This is a genomic window from Actinomadura keratinilytica, from assembly GCF_039539665.1.
Classification (GTDB): domain Bacteria; phylum Actinomycetota; class Actinomycetes; order Streptosporangiales; family Streptosporangiaceae; genus Spirillospora; species Spirillospora keratinilytica.
In genome coordinates this window covers 24,706-44,529 of sequence record NZ_BAABDO010000012.1, presented here as the reverse complement: position 1 = coordinate 44,529, position 19,824 = coordinate 24,706, and the positions used below count along the sequence as shown (strand labels likewise).

The following is a 19,824-nucleotide window of genomic DNA, read 5'->3' as shown; positions in this document are numbered from 1 at the left end:
ATGCGGCGCGTGTCGGGAGTTCGACTGGTTTTTGCGGCGCACATGGCCTGTTCCAGGGGCTATTGCGATGTTCCCAGGGTGCAGGCGGTCGGCCGGAGACGCTAAGGTCGGGGTGTACGGAGCGGCCCCGCACCGCTCCCCTGAGCCGCGACCCGCCGACCGGCGCGATCCGCCGACCGCGATCCGCGCGTCGCGGTCCGGCCCGTGGTCGCGGGACGGTCGTCGTCCGTGGGAGCACCGTCCGTGGGAGCAGCGGCCCCGGGAACAGCTTTCCGGGAGCAGTGTCCCCGGGAGCGGCAGGGTGCCCCGTGCCGTCAGACCGCCGACAGTCCGGAATCGGAGTGAGCACGACCAGTCAGCACAGCCGTCCCGCGGCGCCGCCGGGCACCGAGGACAGGATCGACCTGCTCCTCATCGACGACGACCCCGGCAACGTCCGCGTGGTCGAGAAGATGCTGACCGAGGCCGGGCTGGACATCGGCATGACCGTGGCCGACAGCCTGGAGGCGGCGCGCCGCCGGCTGACCCGCCGCGTCCAGTGCGTCCTGGTGGACCTGTCCACCCCGGGCATCGACCATCTGGAGGGGCTGCGGCAGGTGCTGGGCATGGCCGAGCACGCCGCGGTGGTGGTGCTGACCGGCCTGGCCGACGCGCACCTGGGGGTGCGGGCGGTCGCCGCGGGCGCCGAGGACTACCTGGTCAAGCAGGAGGTGGACGGGCCGCTGCTGGCGCGCGCCATCCGCTACGCCATCGAGCGCAAGCGCGCCGAGCGCAGCGAGCGGCGGCTGGTCGAGGCGCGCATCCTGGGCCGGGAGAACGCCCGGCTGGAGCGCGGCCTGCTGCCGGTGCCGCTGATCGACGACCCGTCCATGCGGCACGTCACCCGCTACCGTCCGGGCCGCCGCCGGGCCCTCTTGGGCGGCGACTTCTACGACACCGTGCAGACCGAGGGCGGCGCGGTGCACCTGATGATCGGGGACGTGTGCGGGCACGGCCCCGACGAGGCCGCGCTCGGCGTGCAGCTGCGCATGGCCTGGCGGACGCTGGTGCTGGCCGGGCACACCGGCCAGCAGCTGCTGGGCATCCTCGACACCGTCCTCGGCCATGAGCGGCGCAGCGAGGAGCTGTTCACGACGCTGTGCATGGTGACGGTGGCGCCGTCGCGCCGCACCGCGCGCATGCACCTGGCCGGGCATCCGCCGCCGCTGCTGTTCCGGCACGACCCCGGCGGGGACGCCGGGGTGGAGGTGGCGGCGCTGCCCGACTACGCGCACGGTCCGGCGCTGGGCCTGGTGCCGGGTGCCGAGTGGCCCACCACCGAGATCGACCTCGGCGAGTCGTGGGAGCTGATGCTCTACACCGACGGACTGATCGAGGGGCGGGTCGGCGCGGGGCCGGCCCGGCTGGGCACCGAGGGGCTGGTCGACCTGGCGCGCAGCGCCCGCCGCCGCGGCTGCACCGGCCGCGCGCTGATCGACGAGCTGGTCAACGAGGTCGAGGCGCTGAACGGGGACGCGCTCACCGACGACCTGGCCGTGCTGCTGCTGTCGCACACGCGGTCCGGTTGACGGCCGCGCGGCGGGGCCGGAAGGCACGGCGGCGAAACACAGAACGACCCCGCGCACTAGGGCCAAAGTTCCCTTACTGCGTGTGAAGTCCCTCACGTTCCGGCCTGTATCGAATGGGCGAAATGCCCGGTCCCGCATGGGCTATAGCCATCGGCTATGGAAACGAGACGCATGATGACTTGGAACTCTCGCCGCAGGCAGGCATAACTTCGCTGCGTGGCTGTTGCGATACCCGCGATCTACCGGACGACGGTCGGCAAGAAGGCCGTCATGGCCGTCACGGGCGCCGTGCTGGTGCTCTACCTGATCGCGCACATGATCGGGAACCTGAAGATCTTCTTCGGGGCGGAGGAGTTCAACCACTACGCGCACTGGCTGCGCACCATCGGTGAGCCCGCCGTCCCGCACCGTACCGTGCTGACGCTCATCGAGGTGGTGCTGGCCGCCTCGGTCGTCCTGCACATGTGGTCGGCGGTGTCGCTGGCCAGGCGCGCATCCGCCGCCCGGCCGGTCAAGTACCAGGCCAAGCGCAAGTCCCACGCGCACGGCTACGCCACCCACACCATGCGGTACGGCGGCGTCATCATCCTGCTGTTCGTCATCTGGCACCTGCTCGACCTGACGTTCCTGGTGGTCAACCCCAAGGGCTCCGACGCCACCCCCTACGAGCGGATGGTCGCCGACTTCGCCCCCGAGCGCTGGTACATCACGATCTGGTACGTGCTGGCCCTGATCATGGTCGGGCTGCACCTGCGGCACGGCATCTGGAGCGCCTTCCAGACCCTCGGCCTGCGCACCCCCCGCGGCGACGGGCCGCTGCGCGCCCTGGCCACCGCCGCCGCCGCGGTGGTCACCGCGGGCTTCCTGGCCGTGCCCCTCTCGATCACCTTCGGATGGGTGAGCTGACATGACCGACGACGGTTTCTACACCACCGGCGACCCCATCGCCGACACCAAGGCCCCGGCCGGGCCCATCGAGGAGCGCTGGACCAAGCGCCGCTTCGAGGTCAAGCTGGTCAACCCCGCCAACAAGCGCAAGAAGACGATCATCGTGGTGGGCACCGGGCTGGCCGGCGGCTCGGCCGGCGCCACCCTGGCCGAGGCGGGCTACCACGTCATCCAGTTCTGCTTCCAGGACAGCCCGCGCCGCGCCCACTCCATCGCCGCGCAGGGCGGCATCAACGCCGCCAAGAACTACCGCAACGACGGCGACAGCGTGCACCGGCTGTTCTACGACACGGTCAAGGGCGGCGACTTCCGCTCCCGCGAGTCCAACGTGCACCGGCTGGCCGAGATCTCCACGCAGATCATCGACCAGTGCGTGGCGCAGGGCGTGCCGTTCGCCCGCGAGTACGGCGGCCTGCTGGACAACCGCTCCTTCGGCGGCACCCAGGTCTCGCGCACCTTCTACGCCCGCGGCCAGACGGGCCAGCAGCTGCTGCTCGGCGCCTACCAGGCGATGATGCGGCAGGTCGACGCGGGCAACATCGAGCTGTACCCGCGGCACGAAATGCTCGACCTGATCATGGAGGACGGGCGGGCCCGCGGCGTCGTCGTCCGCAACCTGCTCAACGGGGAGATCAAGCACTTCACCGGCGACGCGGTCGTGCTGGCCACCGGCGGGTACGGCAACGTGTTCTTCCTGTCCACCAACGCGATGGGCTCCAACGTCACCGCGACGTGGCGGGCGCACAAGCACGGCGCGTACTTCGCCAACCCCTGCTACACGCAGATCCACCCGACCTGCATCCCCTACAGCGGCGAGCACCAGTCCAAGCTGACGCTGATGTCGGAGTCGCTGCGCAACGACGGCCGCGTCTGGGTGCCCAAGAAGGCCGGCGACAAGCGCAAGCCCGCCGACATCCCCGAGGACGAGCGCGACTACTACCTGGAGCGCATCTACCCCTCGTTCGGCAACCTGGTCCCCCGCGACATCGCCTCCCGCGCCGCCAAGAACGTCTGCGACGAGGGACGCGGCGTCGGCCCCGGCGGCCAGGGCGTCTACCTGGACTTCGCCGACGCCATCAGGCGCCTCGGCCGCAAGACCGTCGAGGCCAAGTACGGCAACCTCTTCGAGATGTACGAGCGCATCACCGGCGAGAACCCCTACGAGACGCCGATGCGCATCTACCCCGCCGTCCACTACACGATGGGCGGGCTGTGGGTGGACTACGACCTGCAGTCCAACCTGCCCGGGCTGTTCGTGATCGGCGAGGCCAACTTCTCCGACCACGGCGCCAACCGGCTCGGCGCCTCCGCGCTGATGCAGGGCCTGGCCGACGGCTACTTCGTCCTGCCGGTCACCATCGGCGACTACATCGCCCGCAACAGCGACCTGCCGCCGGTCGACCCCGCGGCGATCGACGAGGCCGAGACCCGGGTCCGCGAGCAGATCGACCGGCTGCTGTCGATCGACGGCGACCGCACCGTCGACTCCTTCCACCGCGAGCTCGGCCACATCATGTGGGAGTACTGCGGCATGGAGCGCACCGACGAGGGGCTGCGCAAGGCGCTGCGGCTCATCCCCGAGCTGCGCGAGGAGTTCTGGTCCCGCGTCAAGGTCACCGGCAAGGGCGAGGAGCTCAACAAGGAGCTGGAGAAGGCCGGCCGCGTCGCCGACTTCCTCGAGCTGGCCGAGCTGATGTGCATCGACGCGCTGCACCGCACCGAGTCGTGCGGCGGCCACTTCCGCGCCGAGAGCCAGGACGAGGACGGCGAGGCCAAGCGCGACGACGAGAACTTCTCCTACGTCGCCGCCTGGGAGTGGGCCGGCGCCGGCAAGCCGCCCGTGCTCCACAAGGAGCCCCTCGAGTTCGAATACGTCAAGCCCACTCAGAGGTCGTACAAGTAATCATGAAGGTCACACTGCGCATCTGGCGCCAGAAGGGCCCTGAGGACAAGGGCGGAATGGTCGAGTACCAGCTCGACGACATCTCTCCCGACGCCTCCTTCCTGGAGATGCTGGACGTGCTGAACGAGCAGCTCATCCAGAAGGGCGAGGAGCCGGTCGCCTTCGACCACGACTGCCGCGAGGGCATCTGCGGCATGTGCTCGCTGGTCATCAACGGGACCCCGCACGGCCCCGAGCGCAACACCACCACGTGCCAGCTGCACATGCGCAAGTTCAAGGACGGCGAGGTCATCGACGTCGAGCCGTGGCGCGCCAAGGCGTTCCCCGTCGTCAAGGACCTGGTCGTGGACCGCTCGGCGTTCGACCGCATCATCGCCGCCGGCGGCTACATCACCGCGCCGACCGGCACCGCCCCCGAGGCCCACTCGGTGCCGGTGCCCAAGCCGGACGCCGACAAGGCCTTCGAGGCCGCCGAGTGCATCGGCTGCGGCGCCTGCGTCGCCGCCTGCCCGAACGGCTCGGCGTCCCTGTTCCTCGGCGCCAAGATCACCCACCTGGGCCTGCTCCCCCAGGGCCAGCCCGAGCGGTGGGACCGCGTCGTCAACATGCTGGAGGCCCACGACGCCGAGGGCTTCGGCGGCTGCACCAACACCGGCGAGTGCACCGTCGCCTGCCCCAAGGGCATCCCGCTGGACGTCATCGGCCGCCTCAACCACGACTACCTCAAGGCCACCGCGGGCGGAAAGAAGAAGTGATCCCCGCGTCGGAGCGCGCGTCCCGGCCGCCGGGACGCGCGCTTCGCGCTGTTCGAGGTCAGCGGGTGACGAGCGCTTCCACGCCGGACGGCAGGCTGCCCGCCTTGGCCGCCTCCACCAGGAAGGTCTCCAGGGTCTCCCGGAAGGCGCGGGCGGCGTGGGTGGGATCGACGTCCTTGCGGTGCGCCAGCGCGACCGTCCGCTGCAGGCCCGGATGGGGGCCGCGGCGGGACGCGTCGGGGCCGCAGTCGTCCAGCACCAGGGGCGTGCCGCGCAGGCCGGGGCGTCCGGCCAGCACCATGCTCGGCACGACGGCCACGCCCAGCCCGGCCTCGACGAACCGCAGCACCGCGTCCATCTCGCCGCCCTCCACCGCGAAGCTCGGCTCGAACCCGGCCGCGCGGCAGGCGCCGATCGTCGCCTCGCGCAGGTCGTAGCCGGAGCGGAACATCACCAGCGGACGGTTGCGCAGGTCCTCGATCCGCAGGTAGGGGCGGCGCGGCAGCATCCCGCGCAACGTCCGGTCGGCGGCATCGGGGTCCGCGGGGGACGCGACGACCAGGTTCTCGCGCAGGATGGGGGTGGTGTCCAGCGGCGGGTCGCCGTGCAGGGGCAGGATCACCAGCGCCATGTCGAGGGAGCCGCGGGTGAGCTCCCGGACCAGGTCGCGGGAGCCGCCCTCCTCGACGATCAGCCGGATGCCGGGGTAGGTGTCGTGGAAGCGGCGCAGCACGTCGGCCAGCAGCCCGGCGCACAGCGACGGCGTGGCGCCCAGCCGCACCCGGCCGCGCCGCAGGCCCGCCAGCTCCTGCACCTCCAGCCGGGCGGTGTCGACGTCGGCGAGGATCCGCTTGGCCAGCGGCAGCAGCGCCTCGCCCGCCGGGGTCAGGGTGATGTTGCCGCGCGCCCGGCTGAACAGGGACGCGCCCAGCTCGGTCTCCAGCGCGCGGATCTGCTTGGACAACGACGGCTGCGCCACGTGCAGGATCTCCGCCGCGTGGGTGAAGTGCCGGACCTCGGCGACCGCGACGAAGTAGGCGAGCTGCTGCAACTGCACCCTGCACAGGGTACGGCCCGCCGGATCCGCGGTCGGCGACCACCCCGCGCGCATCGCCCGTGGGAGGGCCCGGACCGGCGCGGACCGCGCCGGCCGGGGCCGGCTGCACGCCGCTTCGCACGCGGCGCGGCGCCCGGAGCAGCGGGTGCGGCGCTCCCGATCAGCGGACAGGTCAGCGGACAGGTCAGCGGGCGTGGCGGCGCAGGGCCTGCAGGTCGTGGACGATGACGCGGCGGCGCCCCGTCTCGATCCAGCCGTGGCGGCGCAGCGTGCGCAGGGCCTTGCTGACCGCCTCGCGGGACGCGCCGACCCACCCGGCCAGCTCCTCCTGCGACAGGTTCAGCGTGATCCGCACGCTCTGCTTCCCGGCGCCGCGGCCGGACGCGGCACCGGCGGCGGGACGGCCCCGGCCGGTCGGCTCGTACGGGACGCCGAACCGCTCGGCCAGCTCCACCAGGCGCTGGGCGACCCGGCCGGTGGCGTCGAACATGCCGAACTCGACGCGCTTGCGGTCGGCGTCGCGCCACCGCTGGCACAGCATCCGCATCATCAGCAGCGACACCCTGCCGTTGTCCTGCAGGAACGCCATGAACTGCGGGGCGGTGAGGGTCAGCGCCCGCGCCGGTTCCAAGGTGGCGACGGTGGCCGACCGCGGCTGGCCGTCGATCGCGGCGACCTCGCCGAGCAGCGCGCCCGGCCCGCGCACCGCCAGCAGCGCCTCGCCGCCGTGCTCGCGGTGCGAGTACGCCTTGACCCGTCCGGCCAGCAGGACCGCCACCCAGGTGGACGGCTCCCCCTCGGCGAACAGCACCTCGCCGCGGGCGAACACGCGGACCCGGGCGCGCCGTTCCAGCTCGGCGCGTTCCGCGGACGTGAGCTCGGCGAGAAACGAACCGGGCTCCAGGGGGGCGTTCATATCTCCACGCTAGAGCGAACGACCCCGCCTTGTGAGCAGTCGCCAAATCACGAATGCGTCACGCGTTGTGTGTACTTCTTCCTATTACCGCGTCCGGCCCCGGGGCAGACTCGGACGCGGTGTGCGCGGCCAGGTTGCCGCTGCGCGAACGTTCACGGGGAACGGCGGGCACGGCGGGCGGCGGCGACGGGGGCACGCCGCCCGCCGACCTCGCCGGGCGGACCGCACCGGCGGGCGACGGCCGTCCCCGGCCCTCCCCGCGTCAGGCCGAGGGGGTGTCCTGCCCCTTCTTGACGATGCCGAGCTTGGTGCCGAGCCAGACCACCGGGTCGTACCGGCGGCCGACCACGCGCTCCTTCATCGGGATCAGCGCATTGTCAGTGATCTTGATGTGCTCGGGGCAGACCTCGGTGCAGCACTTGGTGATGTTGCAGAAGCCCAGCCCGTGGTCCTCCTGCGCGATCGCGCGCCGGTCGGCGGTGTCGGCCGGGTGCATCTCCAGCTCGGCGATGCGCATCAGGAACCGCGGCCCGGCGAACTGCGACTTGTTCTCCTCGTGGTCGCGGATGACGTGGCAGACGTTGTTGCACAGGAAGCACTCGATGCACTTGCGGAACTCCTGCGAGCGCTCCACGTCCTCCTGCTGCATCCGGAACTCGCCCGGCTTGGTGTCGCCCGGGTCGAACGCGGGGATCTGCCGCGCCTTCTCGTAGTTGAACGACACGTCGGTGACCAGGTCGCGGATCACCGGGAAGGTGCGGACCGGGGTGACGGTGATCGTCTCGTCCGGCGCGAACGTGGACATCCGCGTCATGCACATCAGCCGCGGCATGCCGTTGATCTCGGCCGAGCACGAACCGCACTTGCCCGCCTTGCAGTTCCACCGCACCGCGAGGTCGGGCGCCTGGGTCGCCTGCAGCCGGTGGATGATGTCGAGGACGACCTCGCCCTCGTTGACCTCGACGGTGTAGTCGCGAAGCTCGCCCTCCCCCGCGTCGCCGCGCCAGACCCGGAACTTGGCCTCGTAGCTCATCGGTCGCTCTCCTCGTCCTCGTCACCCGCGGCGGCCCCCGCCTCGGCCGGCAGCTCCTCTGCGGTGAGGTACTTCTTCAGCTCGTCGGTCTCGAACAGCCTGATCAGGTCGTCGCGCATCGGTTCCATGGGCTGCTTCTTGAGCTCGACGCGGGGATCGTCCGGGTCCCCGGCCAGGCGGGCGACCAGGTTGACCTTGCGCCACTCGGCCGACATCTGCGGGTAGTCGTCGCGGGTGTGCCCGCCGCGGCTCTCCTGCCGCTCCAGCGCGGCCTTGGCGATCGCCTCCGACACCAGCAGCATGTTGCGCAGGTCCAGGGCCAGGTGCCAGCCGGGGTGGTAGCCGCGCCCGTCGCTCGCCGCGACCGGCTCGACGCTGACGTTGCGGACGCGTTCGCGCAGCTTGTCCAGCGCCTCCAGGGCCCGCTTGAGCTCGTCCTCCCTGCGGATGATGCCGACCAGGTCGTTCATCGTCTGCTGCAGCTCGGCATGCACCGCGTACGGGCTCTCGCCGCCCTTGCGCTCGAGCGGCGCCAGCGCCTCGGCGGCCGCCGCCTCGACCGCCTCGTCGGTCACCGCCGGGCGGGCGGACAGCGAGTCGACGTACTCGGCGGCGCCGAGCCCGGCGCGGCGGCCGAACACCAGCAGGTCGGTCAGCGAGTTGCCGCCCAGCCGGTTGGAGCCGTGCATGCCGCCGGCCACCTCGCCCGCCGCGAACAGGCCGGGCACCAGCGCCGCGGCGGTGTCCGGGTCGACCTCCACCCCGCCCATCACGTAGTGGCAGGTCGGGCCGACCTCCATCGGCTCGGCGGTGATGTCGACGTCGGCCAGCTCCTTGAACTGGTGGTACATCGACGGCAGCCGCCGCTTGATCTCCTCGGCGCCGCCCGGCATCCGGTCCACCACGGTGAGGTACACCCCGCCGTGCGGTGAGCCGCGGCCCTCCTTCACCTCGGCGTTGATCGCGCGGGCCACCTCGTCGCGGGGCAGCAGCTCGGGCGGGCGCCGGTTGTTGTCGGGGTCGTCGTACCAGCGGTCCGCCTCCTCCGGGGTGGTGGCGTACTTGTCCTTGAAGACCTCCGGGATGTAGCGGAACATGAACCGCTCGCCCTCGGAGTTCTTCAGGATCCCCCGGTCGCCGCGCACCGACTCGGTGACCAGGATGCCCTTCACCGACGGCGGCCAGACCATCCCGGTCGGGTGGAACTGGACGAACTCCATGTTCAGCAGGGTCGCCCCGGCCAGCAGCGCCAGCGAGTGCCCGTCCCCGGTGTACTCCCAGGAGTTGGACGTCACCTTGAACGCCTTGCCGATGCCGCCGGTGGCCAGCACCACCGCGGGCGCCTCGAACACCACGAACTTCCCGGTCTCGCGGACGTAGGCGAACGCGCCGCAGATCCGGTCGCCGTCCTTCAGCAGCCGGGTGACGGTCGTCTCCGCCCACACCTTGATGCGGGCCTCGTAGTCGCCGAACTCGGCGTGGTCCTCCTGCTGCAGCGCCACGACCTTCTGCTGCAGCGTGCGGATCAGCTCCAGCCCGGTGCGGTCGCCGACGTGCGCCAGCCGCGGGTACTCGTGCCCGCCGAAGTTGCGCTGGCTGATCTTGCCGTCCTTGGTGCGGTCGAACAGCGCCCCCCACGCCTCCAGCTCCCACACCCGGTCGGGGGCCTCCTTGGCGTGCAGCTCGGCCATCCGCCAGTTGTTGAGGAACTTGCCCCCGCGCATGGTGTCGCGGAAGTGGACCTGCCAGTTGTCGTTGGGGTTGACGTTGCCCATCGCGGCCGCCGCGCCGCCCTCGGCCATCACCGTGTGGGCCTTGCCGAACAGCGACTTGGAGATGACCGCGGTCTTCTTGCCCTGCATGCGGGCCTCGATCGCGGCGCGCAGCCCGGCCCCGCCCGCGCCGATCACCACGACGTCGTAGGCGTGCCTTTCGATCTCACTCATGACCTGCTCCCCGGTCCCGTCCGGTCTCCTCGGCGGCGCGCCGCCGCACCCCCCTTCCTCCGCGCGCGCCGCCCGCTCGCCCGCCGCGCGCCGGCGCGGCGTCCCGCGGTCGTGCCCGTGTTCGTCTCCATGCCCGTCCTCAGTTGATGAACCGCAGGTCGGAGATGGTGCCGCTGGCCACGAGCATCACGTAGAAGTCGGCCACCACCAGCGACCCCAGCGTGATCAGCGCGTACTGGCCGTGCCGCTCGTTCATCCTGGAGACCTGCTGCCACATCCAGTACCGCACCGGGTGCTTGGAGAAGTGCTTGAGCCGTCCGCCGACGATGTGCCGGCAGGAGTGGCACGACAGCGTGTACCCCCACAGCAGGATCACGTTGACGAGCAGGATGATGCTGCCCAGCCCCACGCCGAACCCGCCGTCGGAGCCCCGGAAGGCGCGGATCACGTCGTAGGTGTTGATCAGCGAGATGACCACGGCGGCCATCCAGAAGTAGCGGTGCAGGTTCTGCCCGATCAGCGGGAACCGCCGCTCACCGGTGTACTTCTTGTGCGGCTCGGCCACCGCGCACGCGGGCGGCGAGGCCCAGTACGACCGGTAGTACGCCTTGCGGTAGTAGTAGCAGGTCAGCCGGAACAGCAGCAGGAACGGCAGGGAGACCGCCGCGAACGGGATCCAGCCCCTGGTCTCGGCGGGCAGGAACGTGCCGAACTCGGCCGCGTCCGCGGTGTGCCCGTTCAGCGTGACGTCGTTGCAGATCTCGTTCAGGCACGGCGAGTAGAACGGCGTCAGGTAGTGGTACTCGGGCACGAAGAACGCCGCGCCCCAGAAGGCGCGTATCGTCGCGTACACCACCCACGCCGTGAAGATCACCAGCGTGGTGATCGGGTAGACGCGCCAGTTGTCCCGCCGGAGAGTCCGTTCCTTGATCTTGGCGCGCGCTTTGGCGGGCGCCTCCACAGTGCTCATCGCTCGCGCTCCTGAGTTCGGGTCGTCCGGTCCCCGTACCGCGGGCCACGCGCACCCGTGCGACCGCCGCGCCTCGGCCACGACAGGCGGTGACGCCCCGTGCGCGCTTTCCGGTCAGGCGACCTTACGTCACCACACTGGCACTGTGACATACATAACAGCCACCACTTTGATGTGAGCTGGGCCACAGGTTTCGGAGCGCCGCAATCCCCGCAACCCATAACCAGGAGTTATGGCGCACGGGAATCAAGACGAGCGCAAGAAACCATCGCGTCACCGCCCCCTCACCCGCCGCCGTCCCGGTGCCGCGGCGGCGGGCGCCGCCCCCGGCCGAACCCGGGCGCGCGAATAACCGACCGTTTGGGGACGGGCGCAGTTTGCGACACGCTGGGATCCGCGGTACCTGCATAAACTGACAGACGTTGACAACCCAACGCCCAGGCAGGGCCTGCTGAAACGGGACCGATGAGCGACAACGACCCCGGACGCGAACACCTCGCGAAGGACCCCGCCACCAGCGAAGCCCCGGACGCCCCCGACGCCACAAGCTCCCCGGGTGACGCTCCAAAGGGCACCGGCAAGACCACGCCCGACACCAAGCCGGCCGACGCCGAGACGACCGGCAGCGACACGGCCGCCCCCGCCGAGACGGGCGAAGGCAGCGACGCCAAAAGCGACGCGGGGAAGGCCGCCGCCACGACAGCCGACACCTCGGCCGACGCTCCCCAAGGCACCGGCGAGACCACGCCCGGCAACAAGCCGACCGGCAGCAAGCCCCTCGGAAGCAGCGGCACAGCCGGTGACCGAGCGCCGGCCGACCAGGCGGCCCCCGACACCGGAGCGCCCGAGAACAGCGAGGCGGCCGACGACGCCGAGGGCGAGGCGGAGAAGACGGCCGACGACCCGGGCGACGATTCCCAGGGCACCGGCAAGACCGCGCTTGGCGGCGAGTCGGCCGAGAGCGGCGACGCATCCGGTGCCCCCGAGGGTGACGCGGAGAAGGCGGCCGACGACCCGGGCGAAGGCGATGGGCGGCGCAAGGGGCGCCGCCGGGTGTGGCGGCGGGTCGCCATCGGCGCGACGGCACTGGTGGCGGTCGCGGCGATCGGGGCGGGCTGGCTCTACGCCGACCTGATGGGCGGCATCGAGAAGCAGGACGTCACCGAGGAGCAGCTCGGCACCGACCGTCCCAAGAAGCTGAACAAGTCGCTGAACATCCTGCTGCTCGGGTCCGACAGCCGCGACGGGGAGAACGCCCGCTACGGGGCGGCCGCGGGCATGACGGGGGCGCGGTCGGACACCGCGATCCTGCTGCACCTGTCGCCCAACCGCGACAAGGCCGTGGGCATCAGCTTCCCCCGCGACTCGATGGTGCAGATCCCCGACTGCAAGAAGGACAAGGGCGGCACCGTCCCGGGCCGGTTCGGCATGCTGAACTCCGCGTTCGCGTTCGCCGGGCCGACCTGCACCTGGAAGACGCTGGAGAAGCTGACCGGCATCCACATCGACCACTTCGTGCAGGTGGACTTCGCCGGGTTCAAACGGGTGGTGGACGCGCTGGGCGGCGTGGAGATCTGCGTCGACCGGCCCGTCAACGACCCGCGCGCCGAACTGGTGCTGAAGGCCGGCAAGCAGACCGTCAAGGGCGAGGAGGCGCTCGGCTACGTGCGCGCCCGCTACAGCCTGGGCAACGGTTCGGATCTGGAACGTATCGAACGGCAGCAGCGGTTCATGGCGTCGGTGGTCAACAAGGCCACCAGCAGCGAGGTGCTGACCGACCCGGCCAAGACCTACAAGTTCCTCAAGGCCGTCACCGCGTCGGTCACCACCGACGACGGCCTGGACCTGTCGGCCATGCGGAGGCTTGCCGAGGGCGTGCGCGGGATGAGCGCGGGCCAGGTGCGGTTCGTCACGGTGCCGGTGGAGCGCTACGCCCCCGACCCCAACCGCGTGCAGTGGGACGAGGAGCGGGCCAAGCCGCTGTTCGAGGCGATCCGGCACGACAGCGAGCTGCCCGCCGAGCAGCCGGCGGCGCCGAAGCCCGCCACGCCCGAGCCCAAGGACGTGAAGGTGACGGTGGTGGACGCGGGCGGCAAGAACGTCGAGCGCGTCGCCCGGCAGCTGAAGAACCGCGGGTTCGACGTCGCCAAGGAGATCGACAAGCGCCCGGAGGCGGCGGAGAGCCGCATCGTCTACCACTCCTCCGCCGAGGCACAGGCGTCCGCGCTGGCCGCCGCCGTCCCCGACGGCATGCTGACCGCCGACGCCTCCGCCCCCGCCGACCGGGTCACGCTCGTCGTCGGCACGAACGGCGTCCGCCTCGCCCCGCCCGCCATCGACAGGATCACCGGCGGGGTCAAGGCCGGCAAGAACCTGTGCGCTTGACCGGCTCCGCCTGGACTCCGCCTGAACGGGGCGGGCGGCTCCGGCGGCGTCAGGCGTGCACGAGCACGGCGGCGAGCGTCCCGAGGAGCATGAACGGCCCGAACGGGATCGTGGCGCCGCGGGAGGCGCGCCGCAGCACGATGAGGGCGACCGAGTACAGGCCGCCGAAGACGAACATGGCCAGGACGCCGAACGTCCAGGCGTCGTACCCCAGCCATCCCAGGTACAGGCCCAGCACGCCGGACAGTTTCACGTCCCCGAGGCCGAGAGCGCGGGGCAGCACCACCCATTGGAGGACGAACAGTCCCCACAGGACGCCGAATCCGATGAGGGCGTCCACGAACCGGTCGCCGCCGTCGTCGGTGAACGCCGCCGCCGCGCCCAGCAGCGCCGCACCGATGGGGTAGGACGGCAGCGTCAGGGGGTCGGGGAGGCGCCGCAGGGCGATGTCGACGGCGCCGAGCACGGCGCCGACGCAGGCCAGGTAGGCGAACGCGGCGAGATCGGGCCGCAGGCCGATCCGCCAGACCAGCAGCGCCAGGGCGACGACCCCGGTGAGGAGCACCGGCACCGGCCGCCGCCGGACAGGTTCGGTCCAATCCGCGCGAAGGGACCAGGCGCTCCCGGTAGTGGATTCGCCGGTAGGGGATTCAACGGACGCGTCGCTGCTCACCCGCGCATCCTCCCACCTCTCCGTTCTCCCTCCCAAGCCCCGGCCGGCAGGCGCCGGGCGGCCGATGTGCCCGGCGCCGGGACGGGCACCGCGCATTCGGCCGGGAATGGCGTGGAGAATGCGCCGCGGCCGCCTGGGGCCGCCTTGTCCCGCACGGTCGGCCGCAGATAAGGTCGGCATTATGTCCGGAGAAAGTCGGGGGGAGGCGTCTACCGCGACGCGAAATGACGTCCCCGCGGAGGAAACCGCGCGGAATTCAGGGGACGCGGAGTCCGCCGGGGGCGCCCGGGAGAAACTCGCCCGCCGGTCGGCGTACGCGATCGCGCCGGCATTCTTCGTGCTCTACACGGGGTTCTCGCTGAGACGGCATTACCTGCTGCGGACCTCCGGCTACGATCTCGGCATCTTCGAGCAGGCGGTGCGCGCCTACTCCCGGTTCCAGGCGCCGATCATTCCCCTCAAGGGGCCGGACGTCCATGTGCTGGGCGACCACTTCCACCCGATTCTGGTGACGCTGGCGCCCTTCTACCGGATATGGCCGGGCGCGCAGACCCTGCTGGTGGCGCAGGCGCTGCTCATCGCCCTTTCCATCGTGCCCGTGGCCCGGCTGGCCGTGGCCCGGCTCGGTGTCGGCGTCGGGCTGTGGCTGGCGGCCTCCTACGCGCTTTCCTGGGGCATCCAGGGCGCGCTGGGATTCGACTTCCACGAGATCGCCTTCGCCGTTCCGCTGCTGGCGTTCGCGATGGCGGCGCTGGTGGAACGGCGCTGGCGCGCGGCGGTGGCGTGGACGCTGCCGTTGCTGCTGGTCAAGGAGGACATGGGGCTGATCGTCGCGGCGATCGGCGGCTATCTGCTGTGGCGCGGGCGGCGCCGGGCGGGCGCCGCGCTGATCGCCGCCGGGCCGGCCGCGGTGGTGCTGACGGTCAAGGTGATCCTGCCGTTCTTCAACGACGGCCGGTTCAGCTATTCGGTCTATCTCGATCCGGACAAGGATCTGTGGTCGCTGGCGCTGTCGTTCCCCGGAGGGCTCATCGAGCATCCGCGCAAGCTCGTCCTGCTGGCATTGCTGCTGTTGCTCACGGGAGGCGCCGCGGTGCGCACCCCGCTGGCTCTCATCGCCGTTCCCGTGCTGCTTTCCCGGCTGGTGTCGACCAATCCGGTGCACTGGGAGGTCGGCCGGGTCCATTACAACGCGGTGCTGATGCCGATTCTGTTCGTGGCGCTGATCGAAGTGCTTTCCGCGATGACGGCGGACGGACGGCTGCGCATGCGCCTGTGGCGGCGGACCGCCATCGTCTTCCCCGGCGTCTTCGCGCTCATGATGCATCTGACCCCGTGGGGGATCACCAATCCCGACAACTACGCCGACACCCCGCACTTCGCGGCGGGGCGGCGCCTGCTGGCGATGGTGCCCGACGGCGCGGCGGTGGCGGCCGGGAACTCCCTGGCACCGCACCTCACCGGCCGGTGCCGGGTGGTGATCTTCCCGCCCTCGCACGGCGAACGCGTCGACTGGGTGGTGACGGACACCCAGGTCAGGACGGTCGCGCCCAAGTCGGTGGACCAGGTGAGCGCGGCGCGGGCGGGGCTGTGGCCGCCGACGTCCGAACAGGTGCACGCCGCCCTGCGGGCACTGCCGTCACAGGGGTTCGCCAAGGTGGCCGAGGACGACGGCGTGGTGCTCTACCGGCGCACGGCGGCCGCGCCCTGACCGGGAGCGTCCTCCCGCGGCCGCCGCCATACGGCCCGCACCGCGAGCACTGCGGCCGCCACCAGCAGCGCATTGCGGAGGGCCAGCACGGCGATCGGCGGGAATCCGCCCTCCTTGAGCAGCGACACCCACAGAAGAGGGAAGTCCAGGTGGGTCAGCGCGGCCGCCACCAGCACCAGCACCGCCGCGGGCCGCTGCCGGGTGCCCGCCGTCGCCAGGCACGCCGCGGCGACGCCCAGCACCCAGATCAGGTACTGCGGCGACAGCACCCGGCCGCCCACCACCAGGACCAGGACGCCGGCCAGGACGGCGTCGGCGCCCGCGGCCGGGGTCCACTCCCGCGGGTCGCGGCGCAGCACCGCCACCGCGAGCAGCGCCAGGCCGGCAATGGTGATCACCAGGCTTGCCGCGACGGCGGCGCCCACCCCCGGTCCGACGAGTTCCCAGGACCCGTACCGGTAGCCGACCTCGCCTGCCCAGCCGAACCAGCGCGCCACGTTGATCGGGGTGGCGGCCACGGCCTCGATCTGCGCGCCGCGGTCGCGCTGGGACCGCAGGAAGCCCCACGCTCCGTCGCCCGCGATCGTGACCGCGATCGCGACCAGCGCCCCGGTCGCGGCGCACGCGACGGCCGCGCGGACCGCCGTGCGGTCGCGGCGCAGCGCGAACGCCAGCGCCACCGGCCACGCCTTCATCAGCGCGCCCACCGCCATCAAGGCGCCGAACAGGCGGTGGCGGCCGAGCCAGAGCAGCGCCGCCACGACCGGGAGGGTGACGAACAGATCGAAGCGGAACAGGCAGGTCGGGCCGAGCAGGAAGATGCCGGTGATCCAGCACCACGCCCCCGCCGTCGCCCGGCCCTTGCCCCGCAGCAGGCACAGGACCGCCAAGTCGACGGCCAGCGCGCACAGCATGAAGGTGATCCCGTACTGGCCGCCCAGCATCCTGGGCAGCAGGAGCGGCAGCACCGCCAGCGGCGGGTACTGCCAGCGCACGTCGTCGCCGGGGAATCGGCCGTCGGCGAGGGCGGGGCCCCACTCGTGGTAGAGCACCACATCGCTCATGGTGCTGCTGAGCGGGTAGCCGGGCGTGAAGCAGATGACCAGCATGAGCAGCCGGGTCAGCACCCAGGCCCAGATGAACCGGTCGCCGAGCCGGGCCCTCCGCCGAGGCGTCGTCGCCTGCGCGGCCCTGGGAGCGGCGGACGCGTCCTCAGGGAGGCGCACGGAGACCTCCGAGCCGGCGTCCGAGCCGACGTGGTCGCTCATCCTGTCGCGGCCTCCTGTCGTGTCGCCCCGCCGGACGGTTCGCGGGAGCGGCGTCGCCGCAGTCGGGCGAACAGCAGCATCGTCACCTTGTACGCGGCGGCCGCGTAGAGGGCCCCCAGGATGAGGTCGATGACGTAGTGCTCGGCGAAGTAGACGATGCCCACCCACACCGAGATCGGGTAGAAGCCCAGCCACCAGACGCGCCGCCAGCCGAAGCACCTGCCCATGAACAGCAGGAACAGCGTGGGGTAGGCGGCGTGCAGCGAGGGGATCGCCGCCACCGGGTTGGGCGAGATGCGGTCGTAGATCGAGCCGTAGCCGTGCACGCCCAGGGACGCCCAGACGTCCCCGGCGATCCTGGCGACGGGCGCGATGTCCCCCTGTTCGGACGCCATCCACGGCGGCGCCGCGGGGAAGGCCGCGTACGTGAGGAACGCCGAGAAGGACAGGACCACCAGGCCCGCCACGAACGGACGGTACAGCGCGGGGCGCCGTCGCCACAGGTAGAGCGCCAGCGCGGCGGGCATCGGGAAGTGCAGGATGTAGAGCAGGTAGAAGTAGTAGTCGAACCAGCTGACCTGCCCGTCCCACAGGTGCGACTGGAGCCAGACCGTCGGCAGCGTCCCGCCGAACAGCCACTCGTCCACCTTGATCATCTCGTGCACGTGCACGTTGCCGCTGAGGTCGTCGGCGATCGCGCGGAACGAGTCGTAGACGACCACCAGCCCGATGAACGGGCCGAAGTGGGCCAGGTAGGCGCGCGCCTCGCCGAGCAGCGTGAACACGGCCAGCAGGAGGAAGAACAGCACCTCGGGGTGCCAGAAGGGCAGCTGCGCGAGCACGGCGACGACGAGGAACGCCAGCGCGGTGAGCCGGGCCAGGGCGCGCAGCAGCGCGGTGACGGCCAGCTGTTCGGACAGGCGCGAAGACAGAGCGCGACCGGAGCGGCGGAGCTCGGGCCGGTCGTCCGTATCGGTGCCCGATTCGGCCATGCTCCCCATGGCGCGCAACGCTAACTTCGCCGAGGGGTGAAGCGGAGGGCCCTCGGTCCTGAAAGCACCGCCCGCGGGCTTTGGGTCCTCGGGCCCAACACGGGCGGCCCGGAGCTCGCGTGCCGTCCTGCGGGGTCAGCGGCGGACGAGGACGGTCGCCAGGCGGTCCCGGTACACCGTCCGCCACGACGGGCTCTCCGTGAGGAGCTCGGTGAGCGGGGCGCCCGTCTCCCAGACCACGACCTCCACCCGGTACCGGTCGAACGTCGTGCGCCAGCGCGCGTCGCCGTGCCGAACCTTCTGGTAGTTCACCGCGAAGTCGGTCGGATACATGTCGTAGCGGTCGTCCATGAAGACCCGCTGCCGCGGCCAGTACCGGTGGATGACGTAGCCGGCCCACCCGGTCGTGGTGAACAGGCGGCGTCCGAGCAGGCCCTGCTCTTCGACGGAGCGCATCGCGGCGACCGGGTATCTGCTCAGGTCGAACGGCGGCTCGGCCAGTTGCGACCGGGTCAGCGAGGCGGCGATCAGCACCGCCGTGGTGACCACCGCGACGTCCAGGCGGGGACGGCGGACCGGCGGCGGGGCCGCGGGCAGCAGCCGGGCGGCGATCGGCAGGCCGACCAGGGGGGCGACGGCCGCGTTGCGCAGGGCCCACAGGCCGAGCAGCAGGAAGGGCAGCGACACCAGGACGTCGCGCCTGGTCGGGCGGGTGCGGGCCAGCACCAGCACGGCGACGAAGACGGCGATCCAGACGGCGAACGCCGCGCCCACCAGCGAGCGCAGGTCGGGCGACTGCCACTCCGGGACGTACTGGAGCGCCTCGCCGTGCGTCAGCAGCTGCACGGGGAACAGCACCAGCCCGGCCCCGTACGGGTTGAGGAAGCAGGCCGCGAACGCCAGGACGGTCGCCTGCAGGAGCCGGCGTTCCCGGCCCTGCCAGGGCCGGTGGCCGTCGGCCCAGCGGCCGAGCAGGTGCAGGGCCAGGTAGGCGAACCCGAGCGCGAAGCTGCCGTGGCAGTTGGCCCACAGCCACATCAGGAGCGGCAGCGCGATCAGCGGGCGGCGGCCCGCCGCCGAGTCGGGGATCTCGACGATCCACAGCAGCGCCAGGAACGCCAGGATGCCGATGAACAGGGGCCGTTCCACCCAGTACAGCGCCGAGACGAACAGCGCCGGAAGCAGCACGACCACCGTCCGGGCGCGGCCTGCGGCGGCCCGGTCGGCCAGCCGGTAGGCCAGGTACGCGCAGGCCGCGCCGAGTATCCCGCCCAGCACCCGGATGCCGTTCGGCCCCACCGGTGATTCGTACAGGCCCGCGTACAGGACCTCCGCCAGCCAGGACTGCGCCACCCAGGGGGCGCCGGGGACGGTGTAGGAGTAGATGTCGGAGTGCGGCACACCGTGGTGTTCGAGGATCCAGCGCCCGGTGCGCAGGTGGGTGAGGAACGAGTTGTCGTCGAGCTGTTCCAGCGCCACCGTCCACCCCAGGACGATCCAGACCAGCGCGGTCCGGACGCGTGCGAACGCCGATCGGGTCTCGGCGGTGGCGGCGGGTGCGGTCTCCTCTGGCTGTGAACGCGGACTCTTCTCGTCGGTGTAGGAGGTGTTCACCTGACCGCGTTTCTCCCGTGTCGCCCGGCCGCCGCGTGGTGGGAAGGTCCCCTGACCCGTCGTTAGTCCCGGTGTAGGCCGGACC

15 protein-coding genes are annotated in these 19,824 nt (G+C 71.6%); 6 read left to right on the top strand and 9 right to left on the bottom strand.

The window, feature by feature from the left end:
- Positions 1 to 341 precede the first annotated feature (341 nt).
- From ABD879_RS06585 to ABD879_RS06570, 4 genes are all read left to right on the top strand, one after another.
- Positions 342 to 1,568, top strand: coding sequence for a PP2C family protein-serine/threonine phosphatase (locus ABD879_RS06585; RefSeq protein WP_345018457.1), 1,227 nt, complete (start codon positions 342 to 344; stop codon positions 1,566 to 1,568).
- Positions 1,569 to 1,784: 216 nt separating this feature from the next.
- Positions 1,785 to 2,474, top strand: a complete 690-nt coding sequence (locus ABD879_RS06580; protein ID WP_345018456.1) for a succinate dehydrogenase cytochrome b subunit — start codon at positions 1,785 to 1,787, stop codon at positions 2,472 to 2,474.
- A gap of 1 nt (position 2,475) precedes the next feature.
- Entirely contained in the window at positions 2,476 to 4,419 is a 1,944-nt protein-coding gene (locus ABD879_RS06575) for a fumarate reductase/succinate dehydrogenase flavoprotein subunit (RefSeq protein WP_345018454.1), read from the top strand.
- A 2-nt stretch (positions 4,420 to 4,421) separates the two neighbouring features.
- Entirely contained in the window at positions 4,422 to 5,174 is a 753-nt protein-coding gene (locus ABD879_RS06570) for a succinate dehydrogenase/fumarate reductase iron-sulfur subunit (RefSeq protein ID WP_285491931.1), read from the top strand.
- A 58-nt stretch (positions 5,175 to 5,232) separates the two neighbouring features.
- On the opposite strand, the gene ABD879_RS06565 is transcribed toward ABD879_RS06570, so the two are convergent.
- The 5 genes from ABD879_RS06565 to ABD879_RS06545 all read right to left on the bottom strand — a co-directional run bounded on the left by ABD879_RS06565 (position 5,233) and on the right by ABD879_RS06545 (position 11,096).
- Positions 5,233 to 6,231, bottom strand: a complete 999-nt coding sequence (locus ABD879_RS06565) for a LysR family transcriptional regulator (protein ID WP_345018451.1) — start codon at positions 6,229 to 6,231, stop codon at positions 5,233 to 5,235.
- A 184-nt stretch (positions 6,232 to 6,415) separates the two neighbouring features.
- Positions 6,416 to 7,147 carry a Crp/Fnr family transcriptional regulator gene (locus ABD879_RS06560; protein WP_345018449.1) on the bottom strand — a complete coding sequence of 244 codons (732 nt, stop codon included), beginning with the start codon at positions 7,145 to 7,147 and terminating at the stop codon, positions 6,416 to 6,418.
- A gap of 262 nt (positions 7,148 to 7,409) precedes the next feature.
- Positions 7,410 to 8,180, bottom strand: coding sequence for a succinate dehydrogenase/fumarate reductase iron-sulfur subunit (locus tag ABD879_RS06555; RefSeq protein WP_345018447.1), 771 nt, complete (start codon positions 8,178 to 8,180; stop codon positions 7,410 to 7,412).
- On the bottom strand, positions 8,177 to 10,126 hold the full coding sequence (locus ABD879_RS06550; protein ID WP_345018445.1) for a fumarate reductase/succinate dehydrogenase flavoprotein subunit: 1,950 nt from the start codon (positions 10,124 to 10,126) through the stop codon (positions 8,177 to 8,179). Before ABD879_RS06550 ends, ABD879_RS06555 begins: the two co-directional genes overlap by 4 nt.
- A 139-nt stretch (positions 10,127 to 10,265) precedes the next feature.
- Positions 10,266 to 11,096 carry a hypothetical protein gene (locus ABD879_RS06545; protein WP_345018443.1) on the bottom strand — a complete coding sequence of 277 codons (831 nt, stop codon included), beginning with the start codon at positions 11,094 to 11,096 and terminating at the stop codon, positions 10,266 to 10,268.
- 465 nt (positions 11,097 to 11,561) lie between these two features.
- On the opposite strand from ABD879_RS06545, the gene ABD879_RS06540 reads away from it, so the two are divergent.
- Positions 11,562 to 13,481, top strand: a complete 1,920-nt coding sequence (locus ABD879_RS06540; protein ID WP_345018441.1) for an LCP family glycopolymer transferase — start codon at positions 11,562 to 11,564, stop codon at positions 13,479 to 13,481.
- Positions 13,482 to 13,530: 49 nt separating this feature from the next.
- Here ABD879_RS06540 and ABD879_RS06535 read toward each other — a convergent pair whose 3' ends face one another.
- Complete coding sequence (locus tag ABD879_RS06535) at positions 13,531 to 14,052, bottom strand: prepilin peptidase (RefSeq protein WP_345018439.1); 522 nt, start codon at positions 14,050 to 14,052, stop codon at positions 13,531 to 13,533.
- A gap of 439 nt (positions 14,053 to 14,491) precedes the next feature.
- On the opposite strand from ABD879_RS06535, the gene ABD879_RS06530 reads away from it, so the two are divergent.
- Positions 14,492 to 15,865, top strand: coding sequence for a DUF2079 domain-containing protein (locus ABD879_RS06530; protein ID WP_345018437.1), 1,374 nt, complete (start codon positions 14,492 to 14,494; stop codon positions 15,863 to 15,865).
- Here the strand turns inward: ABD879_RS06530 and ABD879_RS06525 are convergent.
- The 3 genes from ABD879_RS06525 to ABD879_RS06515 all read right to left on the bottom strand — a co-directional run bounded on the left by ABD879_RS06525 (position 15,838) and on the right by ABD879_RS06515 (position 19,739).
- Complete coding sequence (locus ABD879_RS06525) at positions 15,838 to 17,133, bottom strand: glycosyltransferase 87 family protein (protein ID WP_345018435.1); 1,296 nt, start codon at positions 17,131 to 17,133, stop codon at positions 15,838 to 15,840. The genes ABD879_RS06530 and ABD879_RS06525 overlap by 28 nt on opposite strands.
- Positions 17,130 to 18,125, bottom strand: coding sequence for a phosphatase PAP2 family protein (locus ABD879_RS06520; protein WP_345018433.1), 996 nt, complete (start codon positions 18,123 to 18,125; stop codon positions 17,130 to 17,132). The genes ABD879_RS06525 and ABD879_RS06520 overlap by 4 nt, the downstream gene beginning before the upstream one ends.
- A gap of 135 nt (positions 18,126 to 18,260) precedes the next feature.
- Positions 18,261 to 19,739, bottom strand: a complete 1,479-nt coding sequence (locus tag ABD879_RS06515) for a hypothetical protein (protein ID WP_345018431.1) — start codon at positions 19,737 to 19,739, stop codon at positions 18,261 to 18,263.
- Between the last annotated feature and the right edge of the window lie 85 nt (positions 19,740 to 19,824).